This is a genomic window from Pediococcus sp. AC40, from assembly GCF_030252485.1.
GTDB lineage: Bacteria > Bacillota > Bacilli > Lactobacillales > Lactobacillaceae > Pediococcus > Pediococcus acidilactici.
In genome coordinates this window covers 1,477,127-1,502,555 of the sequence record NZ_CP127012.1, presented here as the reverse complement: position 1 = coordinate 1,502,555, position 25,429 = coordinate 1,477,127, and the positions used below count along the sequence as shown (strand labels likewise).

The window sequence follows — 25,429 nt, the reverse complement described above, 5'->3', positions numbered from 1 at the left end:
AAATTAATTGGGTGAGAGCCGGTAATTTTAAAGCTGTTTTTGTATAAAAGGTAATTTAGTTAATGCAAAAAAATAGTTTTCTATTTTATGCTGTTTTTTTAAAATCTTGAGACAGACAATCTTGGTTAAGGGTGTAACATTAAAGGGTAATATAAATCAAGAATGTTAAATTATGAAAGCGTTGGCTAATTTATACAACAAAATCAGTGAATATACAAAAAGAACCTTCTCAATTACGGAAGGTCCCTAATCCAAAATGGGAACTAGTTAGTGATGCATGAAACCAACGGCCATGTAAACTAAGTTACTTAAGATAATTAAGAAGAAAACTACGGAAATAATTTTTTCCGGTGCTTGGCCCTTCTTTTTCTTTTGTGTACGCGGAGGAGTTTGGATTTCCTTCTCATAAGATACCCTTTTTTCGATATCCTTTTCAAGTAGCTGACTTTTTTGTTCGGACGAATTATTAATGGTAAAGACCCCCTTTAATTACGAGCTGTTCTTAATGCCATTTAAACAATTTTCTACTTAAAAGTAAATAGGCTAAGTAAAATCGCAAAAAAATTAACGTCGTGTAACATACTTCCTGTAAAAAATAAACGTGGTGTGTTACATTGAATGTACGATAAAGAATAGAGGTAGACAGATGAGATTCGATTTTAATGACTTTCGTCTCAGAAAGTATTCGAAAATCACTAAAAAGATTTTAGCTTTAGATAAAGAATACCAACAATTGACGGATGAGCAGTTGCAAGCAAAAACTACCTTCTTTAGAGAAAAACTCGCACAGGGTGCAAGTTTGGATTCGATTCTGGTAGATGCGTACGCCACCATCCGTGAAGCTGATTACCGAATTTTAGGGCTAAAACCATTTGAAAACCAAGTGCTAGGTGGCGTGATTTTACACTTTGGAGCAGTAGCCCAGATGAATACCGGTGAAGGTAAGACTTTAACCGCCACCATGCCAATGTACTTAAACGGGCTGACTGGCCCGGGTAATTTTTTGGTTACGGTAAATGGATATTTGGCAAACCGGGATGCGGAAGAAACCGGTAAAGTTTACCACTGGATGGGTTTAACTAGTACGGCTGGAGTAAGCGAAGATGACGAAGAATTAGATATGCATGCGGTTTATAACCATGACATTGTTTATACAACGAATAGTGCGCTGGGCTTTGATTACTTAACTGACAACTTGGTGGAAAATGTCACAGATAAAAAGCTTAACGATTTAAATTTTGCGTTAGTTGATGAAGTGGATTCCGTGTTACTTGATGCTGCGCAAACGCCATTGGTAATTTCGGGTTCTCCGCGGGTCCAATCGAACCTTTTTAACTCAACGGATCGCATTGTAAAAAGTTTGCAAAAAGACAAAGATTACGAGTTTAGTGAAGATTTAAAGAGCGTTTGGTTCACAAAAGCAGGAATCAAACATTTAGAAGAGTATTTAGGAGTAGACGATTTAGTTTCTCCAAAATGGTCCGAATTATATCGTCACTTGGTATTAGCACTACAAGCAAATTATACGATTAAACGAAACCTAGATTATGTGGTGGTCGATAACCAAGTATTGCTTTTAGATAGCGAAAATGGTCGGGCACTGACGGGGATGAAACGTGAATCTGGGATTCACCAAGCGATGGAAGCTAAGGAAGAAGTCCCCCTTACTGATCAAACTCGGTCAATGGCTTCAATTACGTTGCAGAATTTCTTCAAGATGTTTAAGAAGCTTTCCGGGATGACGGGGACCGCGGTTACGTCCGCCCGGGAGTTTATGGACGTTTACAACTTACCGGTCTTAAGGGTGCCTACCCATAAACCGAATATTCGGATAGACCGTCCCGATGTTGTTTACGCAACCATGGACGAAAAAATTGACGCGACCATAAAATTAGTGAAAAACGCATATGAAATTCAACGGCCGGTTTTATTAAAAATGGGTTCGTTATCGTTGTCGAGATTATACTCACGGGTGCTGCTCAAAAATGGGATTGTTCATAACGTTTTAAATGCGCAGAGTGCGTCTAAAGAAGCGCTGATCGTTGCTGATGCTGGACAAGCCGGTGCGATTACCGTTGCAACTTCAATGGCCGGTCGGGGAACCGATATTAAACTTGGCCCTGGAGTAAAAGAAAAGGGCGGCTTGTTGGTAATTGGAACGGAACGAATGGATAGCCGCCGGGTAGATGACCAGTTACGGGGGCGCGCCGGACGACAAGGAGACCCTGGAGAAAGTATTTTTCTAGTTTCACTTGACGATAAAGTGGTGATTGAGAATGCTCCCGAATGGGTAGAAAAGTATCGAATTCGTTTAGCCCAAGCACTTAAAGATGGTAAAAGAAAATACGGCGAGCCGTTAAAAGGACGGCGCGATCGAAATATTGTAGAACATGCGCAACAAGCCGCGGATGCACAAGCTGAAGCAGGTCGTAAAAGTTCTGTGAAAATGGACGATACCTTACGGATTCAACGTGAAATGATTTATGATTTTCGTGATTACGTAATGTCTGATGGGGACTTAACTGAAATTACGCAACGAATTTGGGATAACTTTTTTAAAGCATACGCGCGCCAAAAGAACCTAACAAGGGAAAAATTGAGCGACTTTATCATCAATAATTTGGATTATAACTACAACAATTTACAAATCGATTCTAAAATTCTGGAAAGTCCCGAACAAATTGAGCAATACGTTGTAAACATTGCAAAACAAAAATGGGAAGATCAAAAAGTAATTTTAGATAACGAATTTAAGCAAAATTACTTAAAGAGGCTGTCAATTTTAAAGGCGTTGGACATGGCTTGGATTGAACAAGTGGATAACCTGACACAGTTAAAAACGGTAGTATCTAGTCGGGCGTTAGGACAGCATAACCCGATATTTGAGTACGAAAAAGAGGCCATGAATTCATTTAAACAAATGAAGAAATCATTTTGGCGCGATACGATCAAATATATGTTGTTGTCAGATTTGATCGTTGGTAAAAATGAATCAATTAAGGTGGAATTTCCATGAGAAAAAGTAGTGAAAAAAAAGAGTTGGTTTCTAGCATTGCCTTTACGCTGTTTATGATTATTTTAATGGAGTTAGGCCGGCAAATTGCTGTTCCAGGCTTAGATCCTGAAATGAGTCGTAAAGCATTGAATGGTTCAGCTTTATTGAGAAATGTTTCAATGCTTACTGGGGGACAGTATAGGTTTGCATCGCTATTTTCAATTGGTTTAGGACCATACATGACTGGGATGATTTTATTTCAGGCCGTTCAGTTGGTTAATACTAATTTAATGGACAAGATTAGTGATTCAAAACGAGGATATATCCAACGGTGGATTACTTTAGTAATTGCGATACTTCAAACACTACAATTTATGTTTGTAATGCGTGATCAAATCACCCCTTCAGGAGTCAAACTATGGGGCTTTGATTTTAACGTGGCAACGGCATTTATGGTCTTGGTTGCGGGAGCAATGATGGTATCGTGGATGGCTGACATGACAACTAAATATGGGGTCGGCGGTGCTGGAGTTATGATTATGCCGGGAATTTTCATTAGTATGCCAATGATGGTGATGCACGGTCCCGGAGTGGGAAGCTATCAAGTTAAGACGTTTTCAACCAACCTCTGGATAGCCTTAATAGTATCAGTATTAGTGGTCTTTATCGCTACGGTATTTTTCAATAAGGCAGAATTAAGAATTCCGTTACAGCGCCCAAATATCCAAAATGATTTTTCAGAATCATACTTACCAATTCGCTTTTTAACTTCAGGAAGCATGCCATTCATGTTTACCACTACGGTATTTATTATGCCTACTTATATTGCTAATTTTAATCCGGATAGCAGTTTTAGCCATTTTACTCAAACGTACATTAATTTTAGTAATCCAGTTGGGATTGCAATTTATTGTGGAGTCGTAGTGTTCTTAAGTTACGCGTTTAGTTTTATGAACCTGCAAACGGAACGCCAGGCAGAAAATTTAAAAAAATCGGGAGACTATATTTTTGGAATTGCGCCAGGTAAGGATACCAAAAAATATTTGAATTACCACGTAATTAGGTTAAGTACAGCTGCCAACGGATACTTTTTAACGGTAATCGCAACCCCATTAATAATTGGGTTATACGTACCGGGCGTAACTAATTTTACGTTTGCGTATTCTAGTATTTTAATCGTGGTTACGATTATGGACACTACGTTAGAACAGCTAAAGACAATGTACTTAAGAACGCAGTACGATCTTTTGTAAGTTATAAGGAGTAAAGCGAATGTTTTATATTGCCCCAGCATGGACAAATGATATTAAAGAATTAAATCACAATCCGTTAAAAAACTTAATCAGTTTGTTAAATAGCGGGGATAAACCAGTAAAATTACTGGTACTAAATTTCTTGCCTAATCTAAGGTATCTTTTACACGTAAATGGATTAACTAACCTTCCGTTTTGGAACCTCTGGGACGCCATTTTAGGGATTGAGCGAACGGACGGGATGCCGCTTGGCCCGGAGAGTTTAGAGATCCCTGATGACGTGCGAATAGTCCAGGGACCTTGGGCAATGCTCGGATACCGAGGAAATGAATTAGCAGCAACGTTGATTGGTAATAGTCAAGGGTTTGTTCAGACTGTGGAAAACATTGAGTCTGGAAAACACTTTTTTGATATCTACGATGACCGTGGATTCAAAGCTTCAACCAAGTATATGAATGAAGATCGATTAGTACGGCAAGATTGGTTTGACGAAGTTGGACAATGTGTTTTGCGTTATGAACCTGATGCTAAAGTCCCTGTACGAATTTTAAGTAATTACGATAATTTTAACCATACTGAATACGCTAGTTTGGATGATGTATATTTAGAATTTGTTAATAAGAAATTTGCAAATGAATTTGATCCCCAAGCGGATGGCTTAATTGCTAGCAGTGACGAAATGATTCGACCGTTGATGCTTAAAATTCAAAGACAGATGCCAGTCACTTATCTGCTAGATCACCAAGGAACGGTTGATTCGACAGATATTAAAAAATTAACTCCGCAAATTAGGGGAGCAGCTAGCTTTGTGGTTCCGAATTATGCAATTTTTGAACAATTTCAGCTTGAAGTTGATGAACTTAGTCAAAGCCATTTAGAACTAGCTATCCGTATGGCGCTGACATGCGTTTAGGAAATAGTAATGAAGAACGCCAACTAATTGTTTATTGGAATATTGGCGATGCTAATGATGATTCTAATATTACAAACGCGTGTAACGAATTAACGGACTATTATTTAAAATATGAAAATACAGGGTTAATAATAGCAACGCTTGATGAAGACAAGGCGAGGATCGTATCTTCAAAAATTTTGGACAAGATAATCGGCCAATACGATTTTCTCACTGAAGCTGAAGATCGGGAAACCTTAGATAAGATTTTACGTAACCCTAACAACGCAACGGAAGTGCAAAATTTAGTAAATCAAGTACGGTTCCGACTGTGGCAAGAATGGCAAATTGAACATCCAATTAAGAAGGGTGAGATGACAGTAACGGTTGGTGAAGAAGCTCCAAGTGAAAAAATTGACTGGGAGAGATTTGCTACCGACATTGCGAACGTCCTTATTAGGGTAGAGCCGCAGGACTATCAAATTTTTGACGATTTATCACGCGCAAGAATTTTGGTTGATATGGGCGAACCGTATGACGCACGAATGCAGTTTAATGCGATTAGTGCCGGAATTCCCCAAATTAATAATGTTGAAAGTCCGTTTGTAATTGATCAGGAAAACGGATGGATTGTTAAAGAGGGGCATAGTTTAACGCAAGGGCTAGATTTTTATTTGAAAAAATTAGGCAATTGGAACGTAGCCTTGGTAAACACGGCTAAATATATGGAACAACTAGAATTTAGGCGTCAATCCGATTGGTGGGAGAGAAGGATACACTATGAGTAAAATGAAAATTATACATCTGGGGCCCAAGATTGAAGGATTAGCAGAACTAATTGAGAACGACTTTGAAATTTTTGATGTTCCATTGGAAGTTGTTAATCAGCCGATCGGTAAAGAAAAAAAGAGGTTGCTCATCAAGGGAGCACTAAACTTAGCTTTTCGTCATGATATGTTTTTAATTACCCAACCAGAATATTTAGCTGCTGAACAAAGCAGCCTTTTAAAAGAACTACCAGCAAATAACATTTTGATAGATGACCGGCTGGAACTTTCTAAGGAGGCTACTCAGGCGCTCCACTTGAAAAATGCTCAATTCATTAGCATTCCAAATGCAGAGAATTTGGCCAAGCAATTTAAAGAGGTATTTTATAATGACCAACTTGGTTTTAAATACACTTTTGATAACATCCAATTTGATTCTCTTTTTAAGGGAACTGTAAAACAATTGGGACATAATTATCTAAGAATTATAGATAATGATATTGAGGAATACCAACGAGTGGCTAATTGGGATGGCCCGATCGGTGTTGGGGGAAATACGCTCTGGGAAATTCATACGGAATTCAAACGTAATAACCCCACTACTAACGTTCGGTTACGAGTTTCACTAATAAGCCCCGCGGATGCTCAAATTTACTATTCCAAAGAGGTGGATAATGATCAACTAAAGAATGACATTCCACTAGAAGTCAATGACGATGGGGCCTTCATCCTTGTTGAACTGATGGTTAAGGGTAAGGATGTCGACCTAACTATGGGAGCGATTACTTTAAACGAGGGTCGTGATGGAAGAGGAACTTTGCTAATTGGTGAAGATATGGAAATTGACGATGAAGCAATGGGCGAACCGCTGTACCATTACTTTGATCCCGGTGATTTCAAACCACCATTGATGGTGTACTTTTCCGGTTTTCGTTTTAATCCCGGTGTCGAAGGGATGTACATGATGCGAAGTTTAAAGGGGCCAAGCCTTTTAATTGAAGACTTCCGAATCCTTGGGGGGGCATTCTACGTTGGGGGTAAGAAATTAGAGAGCCAAATTATCAATCTTATTCAGTCAACTCTGAAAAAATTAGGCTTTAAACCAAATGAATTGATCCTATCCGGTCTCTCGATGGGAACCTTTGCTAGTTTATACTACTCATCGTTTCTCAATCCTGACTGGGTAATTGTTGGTAAGCCCTTAACTAGCTTAGGTGAGATTGCTGCTAACGAACGCATCAACCGACCTGGCGGATTTCCAACTTCTTTAGACGTGGTATTACGGTTAACTGGTGGAATCGCGGATGAAAATATTAAGCAGGCCGACGATATTTTTTGGAATTCATTTACTAAACACGATCATTCAAAAACTAATTTTGTAATTGTCTATATGAAAGATGACGATTACGATGGGGAAGCATTTGAAAAACTGGATCGCTTCTTACGTAAGCATTCACCGACGTCGCGGATCATTCATAAAGGATTTACTGGCCGGCATAATGATCAAACTGGTGCTCTCGGTGCTTGGTTTAAAAATCAATACCAAAATATATTAACAACCAACTACGGTCGTGACTTTAGCCCGCAGGAGGATGATGAAGACGATGAGTAACTATTTTGTGATTAGATGGCCGTTACGAATGAATAATACGTACAGCTTTGGATCGGTAATCAACTATCAAAAAGGCAAAATTTATTTCAAAAATGAGCGGATGAGTCCGGGAGAACGAATCCACACTTGGAAATCAAAATTTAATTACCATATTCGTGATTCTGAATTTTCACAATTACCGTTGTTAAAAAGAGGGGTTAAGTATCAGGTAAATGCTAAGGCAGAGGTAGTTCCCGAGGGATCGGTCCAAGTCCAGTTAGATTTCTTTGATAATCGAGACGAAATTATTGATGGCCCGCTCACCATTGATTTAGATGGTGAATTTGTAGTTCCTGAAGAGATGGATCACTACCAACTTAGTTTGGTTAACTTGAATAATAGATCATTAGAATTCGAAAATTTAGTGATCGAACCCTTAGAAAGTGAGTTTGCAGTTGCCACAACTAGTGGTTACATGAATACTACCTATATATGGAACCGCCAAGACGATTTTTTTGAAGATGTAGAAGTCTATTTACGTAGTCGACTGCTATATTCAGGAGCTTATTTAGGTAAAAAGAGTACCCTACGTATTTTTGTGGAGTTTGACAGTCGAGCTAATTGGCAAGCACAGGAATTGCGGAAAGAAATTTCTACAACATTTAAGTCGTTTGAAAAGGTGGTTAGGAAAAACAAAATGGCGTTTGACGCACTATCGCCAAAAACAGTTTTACTTTCACCGCAAGAAGAACGGTTAACCGCGGTAGAAAAGTATGCAACTATTGAATTGTCAAAAATATTGCATTTTTATAGGCGGTAAAAATAAATAATTTTAGAAATCCTATATTTTGGAGGAAAAATATGAATTTTTTTGTTAATGAAGCAATGGGAATTGGTAATTCGGGAGTAGAACATGCCCAATTTTACCGTGCAAAACGCTTTGACCAAGCTAACTTAGATTATAAATTCATCTTCATGGCACTGGTTGATAACCTACATGAAGCGATGGACAAATGGAACTTACGTGACGACCAAGTAATTAATATTTGGGAGTATTTTGTTTACGGTGATGATTATGCATTGCATGGTTTAAAGCAGCGTACCAAAGTAAAGAGTAAGAACGTAATTGATAGTACGAACACCTTACGATTAGAGAATAAAGTTACTTCAGCGGGAATCCGGGTCGTTCGGCATTATGTGAAGTTCCCTAATCCAAAGAAAAATCCACCTTTACTGGTTAGAATTGACCGGGTTGAATTATATGATGCGCAGACTAATTTGCGAAAGGTTGCGTTTGAATTTTTACAGGATCCGCACAACGATCAAGGTAATCAAATTGTAAATATTCATTTATATAATCAACCTAATGGCGAGCTCTTCTTCCCTAATTCAGTCCAGTTGCGGAGATACTTTTTCCATCAAATTGAACGGTTATATTCTGGAAAGAATATCTTCGTTCTAGATCGTGGAGAAATGAACGAAGTTGCTTTAATGGATGAAGATATGCCAAAACCAAACCGGAAACTAGTGGAAATTGTCCATGCGGATCATTTAGCTGATCGGGATGATCCTAAAGCACCGTTTTGGAATAACTATTATGAATATGCGCTTACCCACATGGACCGGATTGATCGAATGGTGGTTGCTACCGAACTTCAAAGAAAAGATCTATTAATTGATTTTCCGGATAGGGGAAAGGAAATTGTAACGATTCCGGTTGGAGGAGTGGATGACGAAATTAAACAAGTCAAAGGCATTCCGCACAAAGAATTTAAATTAGTCACGATTTCTCGTCTAGCATCTGAAAAGCATATTGACTTAATTGTTAAAGCGGTGGCTAACTTACATAAACAAGGCAATAAAGTTAGTTTAGATATCTACGGTGCCGGCGAAGAAGACAAGAAGTTGAAAGAACTAATTGAAAAGGTTCAGGCTAAAAAATATATTAAGATGCGGGGGCTCACTCATCACGCTGACGAAGTTTATCCTAAGTATGATGCCTTTGTTTCGGCTTCCTTCTCTGAAGGATTTGGCTTAACCTACATTGAAGCGTTAAATGCTGGGCTGCCAGTAGTTACCTTTGCCGCTCGTTTTGGTTCTTTAGAGTTAATTGAAGATGGTAAAAATGGTTACTTAATGACCTTTAAACGAGAAGACTTAGATTTCGACGTCAGTCAATTAGAAAAGGGAATTCAAAAATTGATGGATCGAGACATCAAAGAAATGAAGGAAGACATCTTCAAGTCTGTAGAAAACTATCGTGATCACGTTATTGCTGATAAATGGAGGAAATTGATTAATGAACTATGAGTTGGTAAGTGTCTTACGACCAGAAACGGATAACTGGAAATCCCAAAAAGAACGCGTAGAAAAAAATAATGGAACTTTAATTACGTTATTTCCGGAACCACTTTTCGTTCGTTTGCGAAAAGAAGAATATTCCAAGATGATTAACGTTATTGATTACGTTACTAAAAGAAATTACGACGAAAACAGTTCGCTATTTTTTGATAAAGTGGATACCGTACAGGGTGCTGAAATAATTATGAATCGGGACGGCGTCATTACGATTGTTAAAGACGGAGTAGTAATTGGAGAAATGCGAGTTTTTCCCCGCACCCGGCGGTTAGTGCAAGACATCAAATTCCTTAATGTAGATGGCAGTCGTGATATGATTGAAGAATATACCTTTGATGGTAAGCCTTTCAGTAATATTTTTTACTATGATGATAACGTCCAAGAAATTGATTTCTTTGATAATGATCAAAATGTTCGGTTACGTTATTACTTGTACGAAGGTTCAATTAACCTGATTACGATTGAAGATCCGAAAACTAAGGAAATTATTGAGAAATATGACAATATGTCCCAATTTCAGGCTGCTCAAGTTGCTAAAATTGTTAAACCGGAAGATGAAGTAGGAATTACTTATCTAGGTGTGGAATTAGATGCATTAAAAGACACGCAATCTAAGAACACCCTTTACTTAGAAGAACCTGCTTTTGATGGGGACCAAGTCAAAGGAAATCTGAAGTTAATTATGGAAGATGAAATCGACTACGTTCAACGCGTAATAGTAAGTAGTGAAGATTACCAGAAAATGCTTGATTTAGGTTTAAATGTTTCCAAAGTCGAACCTAAACAATAAATTAATGAGTGGTGCAGTCCTTAGTTAGTGAGGAAGGCCCACTCATTTTTTTGGTTACTTGAAAAGTGAGGAACTAAGGAATATAATACCGGAGACACAAATATATACGTTAAGGAGAATGAAGGATGGCTGAGAAAAAAATTAAGATTAACCCGAATGAATTCGCTTTGGCAGTAATCAGCGGCTCTAAGTTAGATAACCCCGATGATGTTCGCGCAAGCAAGGACGCACTAAAGCGTTACTTAACGGCGTACATGTTGATTGAAGAATTTAACGAACTAGAAGCAAGCCAATTTAAGTTCTTTAAGAAGGCGGATCGTGAAATGCTGGTTAAGGCGTTTGAAGGATTACGCCTCGACTAAAAAACGCTAATTTTTTTGTTTCAAAGTTCTGGAGCAGCTGGGAAAAACTGAAGATTGCTTTTCAAGGATGAAAAGATTTTTAAAAAGTTGTTTTGTGATTTAACTTCAGGAGAGCCAAAAGTCAGTTTGTTCCGCGTAATCTAAAATTGACCATCATGCCCAATTCAGGTGTGATGGTCAATTTTTAGTTAACGCTCGTAAATTACTCAATTTTGGTCTCGTACTCTTTTGGTTTTAAAACAACGGGTCATTTTTACGAGTTTTTTTAATTTCTTGGTGAATTTTCAAAGCAATTTTATGGTTGGTCTTGATTGCTACCGACATAAAGAGGGCGTCCATAATACTCATCTGCGCAATTAGTGCGTGAAGAGCTTCGGAACGGTATAGTGCTTCTTCAGCAACCGAAATTAGGGTAACGTCCGCCATTTTAGCTAGGGTGGCGTTTGCAGAGCTAGTGATTAAAATTAAGGGAACTTGGTGTTGTAACGCTAAGTTAGCTAAGGCAATCGCATCCCGGTCTTCGCCCGAATGCGAAATCAAAAGCATTACGTCCTTAGCAGTTAGACGAGTTGCTGCCATGATTTGCATATGAAAATCATTTGCGTAAACCACGTCTAGCGGGGTTCGCAGGAATTTATGATAGCCATCCAGGGCAACAATGTTACTAGCTCCCAGTCCAAAAATGCCCACCTGCTGGGCGTCTAATAAGAGTTGAACGCAGATTGCTAAGTCAGTTTCGCTAAGGGATTTCACCGTGGCTTTTAAAGCATCTGCGTTAGCCGCAAAAACCTTTTCGGCAACGGTGACTGGGGAATCACTAGGACTAATCTCTGCAAAAAGGTTATCGGAATTTTCGGTCTGGGCGAGACTTAACTTTAGCTCCTGAAAATTTTTAAACCCCAAATTTTTAGCGAAGCGTGAAATGGTCGCGGTAGAAATCGCAGTTTTTTGACTTAGTTCAGAAATGGTGGCGTGACTAATTTGACTTTGATTCTTTAAAAGAAACGTTGCTAATTGGCGTTCTTTATCGCTAAAGTTGCTTTGGCACGCCTGAATACGTAACGCAAAATTTGACATTGTGTAGATACTCCCATCAAGTTTACTTATGTTCAGTATATCACTAAATCTAGCTCAGAAAAATAATTTCATGAAAGCGCTTGATTTATGTAAAATATTTTCATAGAATGGATATGGAATTAATTATACGAAGATAAGCGAGGGGTTATTATGGAAATTGGATTAATCGGTTTAGGCAAGATGGGACTTAACTTAGCTAAGAATATGCGTGACCACCAAATTGAGGTGGTTGCTTTTGATCTGTTTGCCGAGGCGCGCCAAGCGGCAACCAAGGCCCAAATCAAGACGGTTACCGACCTTCAATCTTTAGTGAAGGGGCTAACGCATCCCCGAATCGTTTGGTCAATGCTACCAGCTGGCAAACCCACTGACGATACAATTAAAGAGCTCAGTGAGTTGCTAGACGAAGACGACGTGGTAATTGACGGTGGAAATTCGTTTTACCAAGATTCGATTCGCCATGCAGAAATTTTAAAGGAACAAGGAATTCACTTCTTTGATGTTGGAACCTCAGGTGGTAAGGCTGGTGCCCGGCAAAATGGTAACTTTATGATTGGGGGGCCTCAAGCAATCTTTGCTCGAATTGAACCCCTATTTAAAGCGATTGCCGCTGAAGATGGCTACTTGTATACCGGTAAAGCAGGTTCAGGACATTACTTAAAGATGGTGCATAACGGAATTGAATACGGCATGATGCAAGCAATTGGGGAAGGTTTCGAAGTTTTGAGTGAAAGCCAATTTGACTATGATAACGAAGCGGTTGCTAAAGTTTGGAACCACGGTTCGGTGGTCCGGAGCTGGCTTATGGAACTAGCCCAAGATGCCTTTAGTAAAGATGCTAACTTAGATGAAATTAAGGGTGTAATGCATAGCTCTGGTGAAGGAGCATGGACGGTACAAGAGGCGTTGCGGTTGCGGGTGCCTACTCCGGTAATTTCGAGTGCATTGATGATGCGTTACCGTTCGGAAAAAGACGATACGATGACCGGAAAAGTAGTTGCGGCATTACGAAATGAATTCGGCGGTCATGCAGTTGACCATCAGGAAAAATAGGGGATGAAGCAGATGAAGTACATGATTGGTGTTGATTTGGGGACTACCAGTACCAAGGTAGTTTTATTTGATTTAAAGGGAAAATCGATTGCGTACGCCAATAATCCATATCCTTTGTATCAAGAAACTCCTGACATGGCGGAAGAGGATCCGGAAGAAATTTTTGACGCGGTAATCAGTGGCTTGACGGAAGTAATGCGGAAAAGTCGAGTTGCGGCTGACCAAATTGCTGGGGTCTCATTTTCCAGTGCGATGCACAGTTTGATTTTAATGGATCAAAACGACCAACCGTTAACTCGGGTGATTACGTGGGCAGACAACCGGGCTAGCCGAGAAGCTGAAGAACTTAAGGAAAACGGCTTAGGTGCCAAGTTATACGCGCGCACCGGGGTGCCTACCCATCCAATGTCGCCAATGGTTAAGTTACTTTGGTTAAAAAAAGATCAACCAGAATTATTTAAAAAAGCTAAGCATTTTATTGGCATTAAGGACTACGTATTGTTCCGCCTATACGGCAAATACGTCCAGGATTATTCACTAGCCAACGCAACTGGTTTATTTAATATTTTTGAAAAGGATTGGGACAGTTTAGCCCTAGAAACCGTTGGAATCAGTCGGGAACAACTTCCTGAGTTAGTTACCCCAGAAGAACAATTAGTTGGAATGGACCGTTCTTACGCAGAGGTGACCGGAATCAATCCCGATACGCCGTTTATTTTAGGAGCCAGTGACGGAACCTTAAGTAATCTAGGTGTGAACGCCATTGATCCAGGAGTTTTGGCGGTCACAATTGGTACCTCGGGCGCGGTGCGGGTGGTGGTTGACCACCCGGTAGTCGACCCCCGTGGGCGCTTGTTCACCTACTACCTTGACGATAACAAATGGGTAGTTGGTGGACCGGTAAATAACGGCGGAATTGTTTTCCGGTGGGTTCGCGACCAGCTGTTTTCTCCAGAAAAAATTACTGCAGAACAGATGCAAGTTAACTCATACGAAATTTTAACTGACATTGCTGCTAAGATTCCCGCCGGCGCTGACGGGTTATTATTCCACCCGTACTTAGGTGGCGAACGGGCACCGATCTGGGACGCTAACGCCCGGGGCAGTTTCTTTGGACTTACGCGGCAACATACCCGAGCACACATGGTCCGGGCTGCACTAGAGGGAATTGTTTATAACCTTTACATGGTCATGCTGATGATCGAAGGGGTTGCGGGGAAACCGAAATCAATTCAAGCCACCGGCGGATTTGCGCGAAGCGAATTATGGCGGCAAATGCTAGCGGATATTTTCGAGCAAGACGTTAACATTCCGGAAAGTTTTGAAAGTTCAGCACTTGGAGCGGTTGTAATCGGAATGAAGAGTTTGGGAATTATTGACGACCTCAGTGCCGTTAAATCAATGGTGGGGGTTACACACCAACACCATCCTAACCAAGAAAACTTCGGGGTTTACCGGGAACTATTACCAATTTGGATCCGGTTAACGGACGAATTAGCAGGCGAATATGACAGCATTGCGGACTTCCAGCGCAAACACCCTAACCCTCACGCGCGAATTGCGGAAGAAGATTAATTGTCAAGGTAGGGCCGTAATTTAGTCAGAAATTTTAAAAAGTAGCAATCGTAAGCTACCAGCACCGCGATTCAAAAAACTGGAGACTGAATGAACTATTATAAATAGGAAGTTTTTCAGTCTCCTGTATTTTTGGAAAAGCATGCAAACGCTTACCTAGCGCTGATAAGGAGTGAAAACAATGGAGTTTATAGTTCTAATTGTTGGAATTATTTTATTACTCACTTTAATTATTAAATTTAAATTTAACACATACGTTTCATTGATCGTTACGTCAGTAGTCGTGGGACTGGGACTGGGAATGCCCGCAAGTAAAATCGCGGACACCATTCAAAACGGGATTGGCAGTCAACTGGGCGAATTAGCACTAGTCTTTGGTTTTGGGGCAATGTTAGGACGGTTAGTTGCCAACGCAGGTGGTGCTTATCGCATTGCCCATACCTTAATTAATAAGTTTGGCCGGCGTTTCTTGCAAATGGCGGTAGTAGTGGCTTCCTTTATTATTGGGATTGCGTTGTTCTTCGAAGTCGGCATTGTACTCTTAGTTCCAATTGTGTTTGCAATCGCTACTGAAGCCGGGGTTTCAGTTCTCGCGCTAGGGATTCCAATGGCAACGGCTTTATCAGTTACCCACGGGTTTTTACCACCCCATCCAGCACCAACCGCAATTGCGACAGTTTTGAATGCTAACGCGGGTAAGGTACTGCTTTACGGAATTATCGTGGCCATTCCAACGGTTTACGTTGCGGGAATTTTATTTACTAAGGTTGCACGTAAAATGGTGCCAAGCGCTTTTGAACGGACGGGTAATTTAAAGGCTTTGGGTCCCCAAAAGGAATTTAAGTTGTCAGAGACGCCAAGTTTTGGAATGGCGGTGTTAACCTCACTATTTCCAGTAATTTTGATGGCCATCACAACGATTTATGACCTGGTGGTTCACAACGGGGTCACACCTACACATCCAAACTTCTTGGACAACTTAATTAGTTTCATCGGTTCGCCAAGTATTGCAATGTTAATTTCCTTATTATTCGCAATTTGGTCAATGGGTTATCACCGTAACATTCCTAGTGGTGAGATTATGAATACTTTAGAAGACGCGGTAAAGTCAATCGCGATGTTACTCCTCGTAATTGGTGGGGGCGGTGCCTTCAAGCAAGTTTTGATTGACGGGGGAGTGGGCGACGCCATTAAAACGGCGTTTGCTTCTTCAAGCATTTCACCATTAATTTTAGGTTGGCTAATTGCCGTGATTTTGCGGGTGGCACTAGGATCAGCTACCGTTTCAGCCCTCACCGCGGCAGGCTTGGTACTACCTTTGATGCAAGGAGCGGGAATCGATCCCGCACTGATGGTTCTTTCTGTTGGAGCAGGTAGTTTAGCGGCTAGTCATGTTAACGATTCTGGATTTTGGATGTTTAAAGAGTATTTTGATTTAACTGTTAAGGAAACTCTTCTAACGTGGACGATGCTCGAAACGGTAATTTCCGTAGTAGGCTTAGCAGGAGTATTGGTTCTGAGTTTAGTGGTATAACGCAATTACAGATGGTACTCACGTTGAAAAATAATTACAATCTAAAAAAATAATTTAATAGGTAGAACAATTAAAGGATTTGGTTAAAAATGGCCAAGTCCTTTTAATTTGCATCAAGCCGACTATTTACATCAACAAAGGGTGTTTAGCAAAAAATCATCATATTGTTGGAGACTACTATATAGGAAAGAAAGTTTTTGATAAGATGGATTTTAGAGTTAAAAACTACGTTATTACGGAACAATCAACGTAATTTAATAATCCAAAGAACGGTGAATAATTTATTTAGGATACAGTAGTAAAGTTAGGGGAGTAGGCATGAAGCTTTTTAAGCGCATCATCAAATATTTACTAATCTTAATTGGGGGAGCTGGCTTAGCGATTGCTATTGCAATTAATGTTTCTCCGAGACCATTCGTCTTCTTTTTAAATCACGCTGCAAAAGACGAAGCTGCAATTAGGCCACGCGCGTATCAGGGTTATCGGGATCAGATTTCCATTAAAAAGGATGTCAGATATTCATCGCAATCCGCTAAAAACACCATGGATATTTTTTATAAAAAGGATAACCGTACTAAACCAACGATTATTTGGGCGCACGGGGGTGCCTTTGTTGCTGGCGATAAGTCGGGAACCACTTATTGGGCCACGAAAATGGCGGCAAATGGGTATAACGTCGTGTCAATTAACTACACGCTTGCTCCGGATCGCCAGTATCCCACCCAAGTGAACCAGATGCGGGAAGCCATTCAATTCGTGCATCGTAACTATGCAAAACAATTAAATGTGCAAAAAGTAGTCGTCGGTGGTGATTCAGCTGGGGCCCATATTGCGTCTCAAGTAATTGCCGCGCAGTGTAACCATCAGCTAGCTACCGCAATAAATTATCACCATTTGAGAGATGTAAAAATTGTTGGCGGATTATTATACTGTGGGCCGTATGATATTAAACAAATGGTAAATAAAAAGCACGTAGATACCATGACGAAACTTTTTGTTAATCAAGTCGGCTGGGCATACCTAGGCGACAAGGATTGGAAAAGTTCGGCAAAGGGGCGGTTGGTTTCCACGGTGAATTACGTGAATAAGCAATTCCCACCGATTTTTATTACAGATGGTAATAATGGATCTTTTGAAGCCCAAGGAAAAGAGCTATACCATAAATTACGTGAGGAAGGAGTGGCTACGCAGGCGTTATTTTTCGGTAAAGGACGAAAAGTTAACCATGAATACCAGTTTGATTTGGATAGCCGGGCTGGTAAAGAATGTTTCGAGAATACACAAGATTTTTTAAAAAACTTAGATTAGCTGGTGGATCTGGTTAGCCGGCGACCGTCTAATACAATATAAATTGACTATGGATACAAGGTTTAGCGCTGTGATGTTTGATAAATTAGAGGGACTTTTCAAGGATTTTTAGCTTCTTGGGAAGTCTTTTTTAGTTTCTCTATCACGTTTTTTTATAAAAAATCCGCTAAGAAGTCTTGTACAGAAAACGCTTTATTTATGGGAATTTAGGAGAAAAAAGGCAGAAATAAGGCTTTTTGCAAAAAAAATATTTCATTTTGCAAATATCTCTGTAAGGATGGAATCCTAATTTGTTGGGGGATGACGGAGTTTTTATTACAAAATGTTACAGAATCTTACAAAATATCCCTATTTCCCAAAATATCCCAATATGTTTGTAATATAGGTTCGGTAAAGTAATAACCTGTTGAAACGAAAGAAACACGGACATGATTTTTTAAACATAAAGGAGATATTTAATCTATATGTCAATCAAAAGTAAATTTTCAAAACTATCTATTGCTTTACTTGCGGGTGCAGCAATCGGTGCAACGGCAATTACAAGTGGTAGTGCAAATGCGGACGAAATTTACACTGTAAAATCTGGTGATACTCTTTCAGAAATCAGCTACGCGTTTAACCTTAACGGTAACTACGATGCAATCGCACAAGCTAACCACATTAAAGACGTTAACTTCATTACGGTTGGTCAAAAATTAGTAATTAAGGATAACGGAAGCATTCAAAAGGCTACTAAGTCAGAAATCAAGTCGCTTCCAGAAGTTGATAAAGATACTAATGCTGCAGCAGCTACTAAGCAAGCAACTCCTGCAAAGACTGCTACACCAAAGGCAACTTCTACTAAAACAGCAAGTTACAGTGGAAACAGCTCAGTATCTTCAGTTGCTAACGAAATGGCATCCCGGACGGGAGTTTCTGCTGCTAAGTGGCAACAAATTATCATGCGTGAATCTGGCGGGAACGCTAACGTATCTAACGCTTCTTCCGGAGCTTACGGTTTGTTCCAATTATTAGGTCACGGTGAACATGCTGGAATGTCAGTTGCTGAACAAATCAACATGGCAACTAACGTTTATAACGCACAAGGTTTATCAGCTTGGGGAGAATAAGCTGATAAATATCGGATCTTAGAAAATAATATTTCATTTTTGACAATTAACCTAAGCGTAAAAAAGCAATGATAGCAAGGCTAACGGGTTGGTTTGTTACAAAATGTTACTTAACTTTACAAAATTTCAGTGATTTATCAGAATTCGAAAATAGTTCTGTAATAATCATCGTGTAAAGTTACTGATGTTGAAACAAAGAAGAAAAAAGTGTTTTTAAAAATAAGGAGAAATAATTAAATGTCAATTAAAAGTAAAATTTCTAAAATGTCAATCGCATTACTTTCTGGTGCCGCAATTGGTGCTGCTATGATTACTACCAGTGGTAGTGCTAGCGCTGATGAAATTTACACAGTAAAATCTGGCGATACACTCTCAGAAATTAGTTACTCATTTGGCTTAAACGGTGATTACAACACCATCGCTAAGGCTAACAACATTGCTGACGTAAACGTAATTTACGTTGGTCAAAAGTTGAAGATCACTAACGATGGTGACATCAAGCAAGCTACAAACAAAGATGTTCAACAACTTCCTGAAGTAAAGCAAAACACAAACGCTGCTGGCGCAAGCCAAGCACAAACAACTCAAACTCAAACTCAAGCACAAACGCAAACTAGCCAAGCACCTGTTCAAAAGGCTGCTCCAGTTCGTCAAGCAAGCACAACTAACAACAATCGCTCATACTCATCAAACGCAACTGGCAATGAAGCTGCTGCTAAAGCTTGGATCGCTGCGCGCGAATCAGGTGGTTCATACACAGCTCGTAACGGGCAATACGTTGGTAAGTATCAATTATCTTCATCATACTTAAATGGTGACTACTCCGCAGCTAACCAAGAACGTGTTGCTGACAACTACGTTAAGTCACGTTACGGTAGCTGGAGTGCTGCTAAGAACGCTTGGGTATCACAAGGTTGGTACTAAAATAAAAATATTTATACGTTAAAAACTGGGAAAATAGTCCCAAACCATGGCAGAGACCAGAATTTACGAAATTCTGGTCTCTGTTTTCGTTTAGAAGTGGAAACCTGGTTATCAAAGAAGGCACTTCAATGCTGAGATAGTAATGGTTGCTGGCTGTGCCTAGGAAAAATAGTTTTAAAATAACCCGTTAGGAGATGCGTGGATGGATAAGGAATATGGAGTTAAACTTGCGTACTACGAATCACTGTTGGAAAATAGCTACGCGGAAGCGGTAGCACAGTTAAAAGAAAAGTATGGAATGGTGGAAGACGACTATTTTCGCGAGAAGTCTTATGAGCGGTTTTTGAATGGGAAAATAAAATTCCCAGAAAAAGGAAATTTTTCAAAAACAGCGTTAGGTTTATATTGTCATCACGTAAATGAAAATCATCATGAGCATTTAGCGGATCTAGAATGGATAAAAAAATATCAATACTCCTTCGAACTCCAGCAAAAAGAACAACTAGTTTATTGCGATCTATTCGAACACTTGCTTTTGCAGGCGTTAATCATGAAAGAAACTGGTAATCAGTTTGGAGAAACGGAATTTCGGGTAGTCTTAGCGCCAGACGTCATCAACTTTTATTCGAGAAAATTGGAGCCAAAAACAAAATGGAAAAAAGTAATTAAACAAAGGGCATTTTTACCCAGCGAGGAAACCGAGCAACTTTTAGATAAGGTAATGGGGTTTTTAGGGACGGTGTAGGATTTCCAAAATAGCATTACTCGATTAATAAACGGTGCAAAGCTATTTTGAATAGTAACGCTCGTAAGTAAGAATTAAATTTAACCGATAATTGCTAACGAAAATTATGTCGAAATTATGTGACAATCAATGTTTAGATCAAGCATAATTGTCAACAAATTTAATAATTGTAGAGTGGAAAAAAGATCAGAGAAGTTTGTGAGCACTAACTAAGACATCGATCATTATGCCGAATTTGGGCATAATGGTCGATTTTTAGTTAAGCAGTATAAAATGCCTTTTTACGTAAGTTTGGGCGTTATTAAAGCCAAGACAGCAAAATGATTTTTGGAAAATTTTCGTTCTTGAAAGGATTTTTAGCTTTTTATAATTTTATCTAGATTTTAAAGAAAATGCGATGGAGAACGATTTAGTAAGGAGTCTAATATAGCATTTTAGCGATAATGCCTGTATTCGGACGGTTTGCGTCAATTGAAGCATTACGTGGTCTGCCCACTTGTTGAACGTTAAAAGCGACTTTTTTAAGGTGTTTTTGCGCCTTTAATTTCGTTATCATAAAAGGGGACGGCCAAAACTAAGGGTCTTTTTCCGTATTTTTCATAAATTTTTCGATTAAAAAGACTATACTGAGTGATGTAAATGAAATTGGAGGAATTTCAATGCAGATATTAATGATTGAAGATAATAAATCAGTTTCTGATATGATGGGAATGTTTTTTAAGAAGGAAAAGTGGAAAGTTACTTTTGCTTATGACGGGGTCAAGGCGTTAGAAATTTTTAAGGCGGATCCGCAACAATGGGACATTGTTTTGCTGGATTTAAATTTACCAGGAAAAGATGGAATGGAAGTGGCAGCAGAATTACGACGGACTTCACGTACAGTGCCGCTAATAATGTTGACTGCCCGAGACTCTGAAAGTGACCAAGTATTAGGGTTAGAAATGGGAGCAGACGAGTACATTACTAAACCATTTAGCCCAATTACTCTGATTGCAAGGATTAAGGCATTACACCGCCGGGTCTTGATGAATAAACACAATAGTAATGCGGAGCAACAGGCTGGTAAATTCGACGTGCGGACGGCGCACTTAAAGATTAGCACGGCAACCCGCGAAGTCTATTTAGACGGAAAATTAATTTCAGATTTGACGCCGAAGGAGTTTGATCTACTAAAAACCTTGGCGCAAAAGCCAATGCAAGTTTTCTCCCGGGAGCAATTATTACAAATGGTGTGGGATTACGAGTATTATGGTGATGAACGAACCGTGGACGCTCACATTAAAAAGCTTCGACAAAAACTTGAGGCAGTAGGCCCACAAGTAGTGCAAACGGTTTGGGGCGTTGGTTACAAATTCGATGATAGTAAAATTGACGAGGGATAACTAATGAAGTTGTTTTTTCAACAAATGATGGCCTTCTTAGCGGTAACCGTGGCGACGCTACTAATTGTTGGTTTAGTATTTATTCAATTTACACGTGATTCAGTTTACCGCACTAAGTGGCATTCTTTGCAAGAATATGCAGATAGCATTTTCCAGCAATCGGTAGTCCTAGACCCACAAGATTCGTCGGTGACGACCGTTCGGGTAGATCAATTGATGGGGATGGAGCGTTTATTAAATAATCAGCACATTCATTTCACCATTTATACGGAAAATGGCGAACGGGTTAGCTACCCTAATGACAATACCGCGACGCAAATCAGTAAAAAACAGTGGCGAGAGTTGAACAAGGGTAATATTCTTCGTCAAGAATCCCGCATGGCGGTCGGGCAGGTAAAACACCGAATCACCATGACGGAGCTTAAAAAACCGTATTTTGACCGTCAAGGAAAGTTAATTTGTGTAATTGCGGTGGGCTCCCCCTTGGCAAGGGTGCAGGCTGATATTCAACAGGTACAGAAGAACTTGTTAGTCACGTTTGGCTTAGCAATCCTGGTAGCAATCGTGGCTTCCTATTTCTTATCCCGGTACATGGTTCGCCGGATTCAAAAGATTCGTCAAGCAGCTCACCGAGTTACCGAAGGGGATTTTGAGGTGCAGCTGGATCCTGGTCGACAGGACGAAATTGGCGAGTTAAGTGCCGATTTTAACTTAATGACTAAGTCACTTAAAGAATCTAATGATGAAATTAAGCGTCAAGAAGAACGACGGCGAGCTTTTATGGCGGATGCGGCTCATGAAATGCGCACACCGTTAACGACAATTAACGGTCTTTTAGAGGGCTTAGAATACGACGCCATTCCGGAAGATAGTAAGGAAGAAAGCATTCGACTGATGCAAAGGGAAACTAAGCGATTGATTCGGTTGGTTAACGACAACTTAGATTATGAGCGAATTCGCACCAATAAAATTAAACTAGATTGCCAGATGGTTAACTTAAAACAAGCTGTTCTTCGCGTAGTAGAACAGCTGGGTAAAAAGGCGGAAAAGGAAAATGACCAGCTTATAGTAGAGATGAATAGTGACGTGGTGGTGTACGCAGATCCCGACCGGTTAATTCAAATTCTATTCAACATTGTGCAAAACGGGATTCAATTTACCCAAAACGGCCAAATCACGGTGCGTGCGCAGAATGCAAGTGACGGAACCAATATTCAAATTAGCGATAACGGGATTGGAATGACCGAGGATCAAATTAAAAATATTTGGGAACGGTACTACAAAGCAGATGCTTCGCGAATCCAGACGAAGGGTGAATCTGGTTTGGGGATGGCAATCGTGCACGAACTAGTCCAAATTCACGGCGGTAAAATTGAAGTTTCAAGCGCGCCAGGCCGGGGGACCACCTTTAAATTGCATTTTCCTAAAGCATCCGAAGATCAATAGGGGCTTGGGTTGTAAATATAGGGTACGTTGCAACATCGTTAAAGGCGATATACTAAGGAGTTGGCGAGAATCTTTAGGTTCTTGGACAACTCCTTTTATTTTTGCTGCCATTTAGTTAAACAGTGGGGCTTGATTTTGTGACAAAGAAAAAAGCCTGACGAATAAATCCGCCAAGCTTTTTAATTAAAGGTTTATTTTTACCACATTGAAGGAGTATTGAACCATTCAATACGTTCCTTAACAGTGTTCTTGATAGCTTCTGTACCAGAAGCAAGAACCTTACGAGGGTCAAATCCTTTAGGCTTCTTGTCATTGTCTTCTTCGTAGTACTTACGAACAGCTTCTGACCAAGCAATTTGTTGTTCAGTATTAACGTTAACTTTTGAAATACCCATTGAAATTGCCTTAACAATTTGTTCCTTAGGAATTCCTGAACCACCGTGCAATACAAGTGGTGTGTCGATAGCGTCAGCTAATTCTTGAAGACGATCGAAGTTCAAACCTTTCCAGTTTTCAGGGTAAACACCATGGATGTTACCAATACCAACGGCAAGGTAGTCAACACCTGTAGCTGCAAGTGTCTTAGCTTCTTCAACGTCAGCTAATTCACCAGCACCAACGATTCCGTCTTCTTCACCACCGATTGAACCAACTTCAGCTTCAACAGAAATACCTTGAGCATGTGCCAAAGCAACGATTTCTTTTGTTTTAACCAAGTTATCTTCGAAATCAAGGTCATGACCGTCAAACATAACTGAGCTGTATCCAGCAGCAATAGCTTCCTTAGCAGCTTCGTAGTTACCATGGTCTAAGTGCATGATAACTGGAACAGTGATGCCCATTGATTCTACTTCGCTTTCAACAAGGTTCTTAACAGCTTTGTAACCACCCATGTACTTAGCAGCACCCATTGATGATTGGATCAAGATTGGTGTGTGTGTTTCTTGACCTGCTGCTAGAATAGCACGAGTCCATTCAAGGTTATTTGTGTTGAAAGCACCTACAGCGTAGTGGCCCTTACGAGCAGCTGCAAATGTTTCTGTACCATTAATAAATGACATAAAACTGGTTCCTCCCAATATTTTTATACAGACAAAGAGTTCTCCTCTTCGCAACACTTCTATTCTAGCACAAAACCTTAAAATTTTATACGAGTTTTCATAAAACTACTCGATTACTTTTAATGCATCTAATGGTTATTTTCATAACGAGTTTCAAAAAATGAAAAATGAAGTATACCATTTTTATTTCAAAAAAAATGTTGGAATTCGTTTTCATAACTGGTACAATAATACTTTGTCTTATGAGAGAGACAGAGATTGATAAATATATAGGAGATATTGATATGAATATTTTACTCGCTTTGGTTCCCGCAATTATGTGGGGAAGTATTGGTTTAGTGAGTGGCCGCTTAGGCGGGAGTGCGTCGCAGCAAACGTTAGGAATGACGATGGGTGCGGTGATTTTCTCCTTAGTGACCCTCGTGATTTACCAGCCAACGTTAAACGGCAAGATTTGGATTGCTGGTTTGATTTCTGGCCTTTTTTGGGCAGTTGGGCAATTTAACCAGTTTAGTTCAATGAAGCACATTGGGGTTTCTAAGACAGTGCCAATTTCAACCGGCTTACAGTTGGCAGGGAACGCCCTTGCAGGGGTACTGATTTGGCACGAATGGACTTCCGGTAATATGATTATGGTTGGTACCATCGCGGTAATCGCTTTAATCGTTGGTGCGGCATTAACGTCGCTAAAAGATAAGAGCGATTCCACGACGGAAAACGATGACGAAAATATGCCAGCCGGAATTCAAGCGCTGACAATTTCGACGATTGGGTACATCGGTTATACGGTAATCGTGCGTTTTGCAAATGTTGATGCGAAGGCAATTATTTTCCCACAAGCAGTTGGAATGTTGCTCGGAGCTTTCTTATTTGTTTTCTTTGCTAAAGAAACGGATCAAATTGCAAAGAAACCGACGTTCTTAAACATTACTACTGGTTTGATTTGGGGAATCGGGAACATCTTCATGTTCTTGGCAATTCCATCAGTTGGACTAGCAATTAGCTACTCTTTAGCACAAGCTGGAATTGTAATTTCTACTTTCGGATCAATTTGGTTACTAGGCGAGCGTAAGACCCATCGCGAAATGCAGTTCGTGATTATCGGCTCGATTTTAATTATTATCGGTGAAACGTTACTAGCAACGTTAAAATAGAAATCTTAATATGAAGAAAAAAGACTGGGATTATAAAATTCTCAGTCTTTTTT

At 39.8% G+C, this 25,429-nt stretch carries 22 protein-coding genes; 19 read left to right on the top strand and 3 right to left on the bottom strand.

The annotated features are described in order from the left end of the window. Positions 1-646 precede the first annotated feature (646 nt). The 9 genes from secA2 to NL111_RS07345 all read left to right on the top strand — a co-directional run bounded on the left by secA2 (position 647) and on the right by NL111_RS07345 (position 11,008). Positions 647-3,016 carry an accessory Sec system translocase SecA2 gene (gene secA2, locus NL111_RS07385; RefSeq protein ID WP_285110108.1) on the top strand — a complete coding sequence of 790 codons (2,370 nt, stop codon included), beginning with the start codon at positions 647-649 and terminating at the stop codon, positions 3,014-3,016. Next, a complete protein-coding gene (locus NL111_RS07380) occupies positions 3,013-4,248 on the top strand; it encodes a preprotein translocase subunit SecY (RefSeq protein ID WP_058120921.1) in 1,236 nt (411 codons plus the stop codon). Before secA2 ends, NL111_RS07380 begins: the two co-directional genes overlap by 4 nt. A 19-nt stretch (positions 4,249-4,267) precedes the next feature. After that, positions 4,268-5,161: an accessory Sec system glycosyltransferase Asp1 gene (gene asp1, locus NL111_RS07375; protein WP_285110107.1), complete on the top strand. Its 894-nt coding sequence runs from the start codon at positions 4,268-4,270 to the stop codon at positions 5,159-5,161. Further along, entirely contained in the window at positions 5,152-5,928 is a 777-nt protein-coding gene (gene asp1 / locus NL111_RS07370; RefSeq protein ID WP_285110106.1) for an accessory Sec system glycosyltransferase Asp1, read from the top strand. The genes asp1 (NL111_RS07375) and asp1 (NL111_RS07370) overlap by 10 nt, the downstream gene beginning before the upstream one ends. Next, positions 5,921-7,519: an accessory Sec system protein Asp2 gene (gene asp2 / locus NL111_RS07365; protein WP_058120919.1), complete on the top strand. Its 1,599-nt coding sequence runs from the start codon at positions 5,921-5,923 to the stop codon at positions 7,517-7,519. The genes asp1 (NL111_RS07370) and asp2 overlap by 8 nt, the downstream gene beginning before the upstream one ends. Then, positions 7,512-8,318 carry an accessory Sec system protein Asp3 gene (asp3, locus tag NL111_RS07360; protein WP_229091700.1) on the top strand — a complete coding sequence of 269 codons (807 nt, stop codon included), beginning with the start codon at positions 7,512-7,514 and terminating at the stop codon, positions 8,316-8,318. The genes asp2 and asp3 overlap by 8 nt, the downstream gene beginning before the upstream one ends. A 41-nt stretch (positions 8,319-8,359) precedes the next feature. Beyond that, complete coding sequence (locus tag NL111_RS07355; protein ID WP_285110105.1) at positions 8,360-9,808, top strand: glycosyltransferase; 1,449 nt, start codon at positions 8,360-8,362, stop codon at positions 9,806-9,808. Continuing rightward, positions 9,798-10,646: a hypothetical protein gene (locus NL111_RS07350; protein ID WP_285110104.1), complete on the top strand. Its 849-nt coding sequence runs from the start codon at positions 9,798-9,800 to the stop codon at positions 10,644-10,646. The genes NL111_RS07355 and NL111_RS07350 overlap by 11 nt, the downstream gene beginning before the upstream one ends. A gap of 125 nt (positions 10,647-10,771) precedes the next feature. Next, positions 10,772-11,008: a hypothetical protein gene (locus tag NL111_RS07345; protein WP_285110103.1), complete on the top strand. Its 237-nt coding sequence runs from the start codon at positions 10,772-10,774 to the stop codon at positions 11,006-11,008. 234 nt (positions 11,009-11,242) lie between these two features. Here the strand turns inward: NL111_RS07345 and NL111_RS07340 are convergent, their stop codons facing one another. Continuing rightward, on the bottom strand, positions 11,243-12,085 hold the full coding sequence (locus NL111_RS07340; protein WP_004166062.1) for a MurR/RpiR family transcriptional regulator: 843 nt from the start codon (positions 12,083-12,085) through the stop codon (positions 11,243-11,245). Between the two features lie 150 nt (positions 12,086-12,235). Here NL111_RS07340 and gnd point away from each other — a divergent pair, with 150 nt between their 5' ends. From gnd to NL111_RS07305, 7 genes are all read left to right on the top strand, one after another. After that, positions 12,236-13,138, top strand: a complete 903-nt coding sequence (gnd, locus tag NL111_RS07335) for a phosphogluconate dehydrogenase (NAD(+)-dependent, decarboxylating) (protein WP_285110102.1) — start codon at positions 12,236-12,238, stop codon at positions 13,136-13,138. Positions 13,139-13,141: 3 nt separating this feature from the next. Further along, the gene (gntK, locus tag NL111_RS07330) at positions 13,142-14,713 is read left to right on the top strand and encodes a gluconokinase (RefSeq protein ID WP_004166061.1); all 1,572 of its coding nucleotides are present in this window, start codon (positions 13,142-13,144) and stop codon (positions 14,711-14,713) included. 181 nt (positions 14,714-14,894) lie between these two features. Next, positions 14,895-16,247 (top strand): gluconate:H+ symporter, encoded by a 1,353-nt coding sequence (locus NL111_RS07325; RefSeq protein WP_058120914.1) that lies wholly within the window; start codon positions 14,895-14,897, stop codon positions 16,245-16,247. Between the two features lie 318 nt (positions 16,248-16,565). Next, the gene (locus tag NL111_RS07320; RefSeq protein ID WP_002832180.1) at positions 16,566-17,555 is read left to right on the top strand and encodes an alpha/beta hydrolase; all 990 of its coding nucleotides are present in this window, start codon (positions 16,566-16,568) and stop codon (positions 17,553-17,555) included. Between the two features lie 464 nt (positions 17,556-18,019). Beyond that, positions 18,020-18,664, top strand: a complete 645-nt coding sequence (locus tag NL111_RS07315; RefSeq protein WP_004165473.1) for a LysM peptidoglycan-binding domain-containing protein — start codon at positions 18,020-18,022, stop codon at positions 18,662-18,664. Positions 18,665-18,901: 237 nt separating this feature from the next. Further along, complete coding sequence (gene apf, locus NL111_RS07310; protein WP_002832178.1) at positions 18,902-19,588, top strand: aggregation-promoting factor; 687 nt, start codon at positions 18,902-18,904, stop codon at positions 19,586-19,588. 202 nt (positions 19,589-19,790) lie between these two features. Next, positions 19,791-20,333: an SAV1803-related protein gene (locus NL111_RS07305; protein WP_053906393.1), complete on the top strand. Its 543-nt coding sequence runs from the start codon at positions 19,791-19,793 to the stop codon at positions 20,331-20,333. Between the two features lie 421 nt (positions 20,334-20,754). Here the strand turns inward: NL111_RS07305 and NL111_RS07300 are convergent, their stop codons facing one another. Beyond that, positions 20,755-20,889 carry a hypothetical protein gene (locus NL111_RS07300; RefSeq protein ID WP_285110101.1) on the bottom strand — a complete coding sequence of 45 codons (135 nt, stop codon included), beginning with the start codon at positions 20,887-20,889 and terminating at the stop codon, positions 20,755-20,757. Between the two features lie 103 nt (positions 20,890-20,992). On the opposite strand from NL111_RS07300, the gene NL111_RS07295 reads away from it, so the two are divergent. Together NL111_RS07295 and NL111_RS07290 are read left to right on the top strand one after the other, a co-directional pair. After that, on the top strand, positions 20,993-21,715 hold the full coding sequence (locus tag NL111_RS07295; RefSeq protein ID WP_002832176.1) for a winged helix-turn-helix domain-containing protein: 723 nt from the start codon (positions 20,993-20,995) through the stop codon (positions 21,713-21,715). Between the two features lie 3 nt (positions 21,716-21,718). Further along, positions 21,719-23,161 carry an ATP-binding protein gene (locus NL111_RS07290; RefSeq protein ID WP_002832175.1) on the top strand — a complete coding sequence of 481 codons (1,443 nt, stop codon included), beginning with the start codon at positions 21,719-21,721 and terminating at the stop codon, positions 23,159-23,161. Positions 23,162-23,358: 197 nt separating this feature from the next. On the opposite strand, the gene fba is transcribed toward NL111_RS07290, so the two are convergent. Further along, complete coding sequence (gene fba / locus NL111_RS07285) at positions 23,359-24,222, bottom strand: class II fructose-1,6-bisphosphate aldolase (protein ID WP_002832174.1); 864 nt, start codon at positions 24,220-24,222, stop codon at positions 23,359-23,361. 284 nt (positions 24,223-24,506) lie between these two features. Between fba and NL111_RS07280 the strand changes: the two genes are divergently transcribed. Then, on the top strand, positions 24,507-25,376 hold the full coding sequence (locus NL111_RS07280; protein WP_002832171.1) for a GRP family sugar transporter: 870 nt from the start codon (positions 24,507-24,509) through the stop codon (positions 25,374-25,376). Positions 25,377-25,429: the final 53 nt, after the last annotated feature.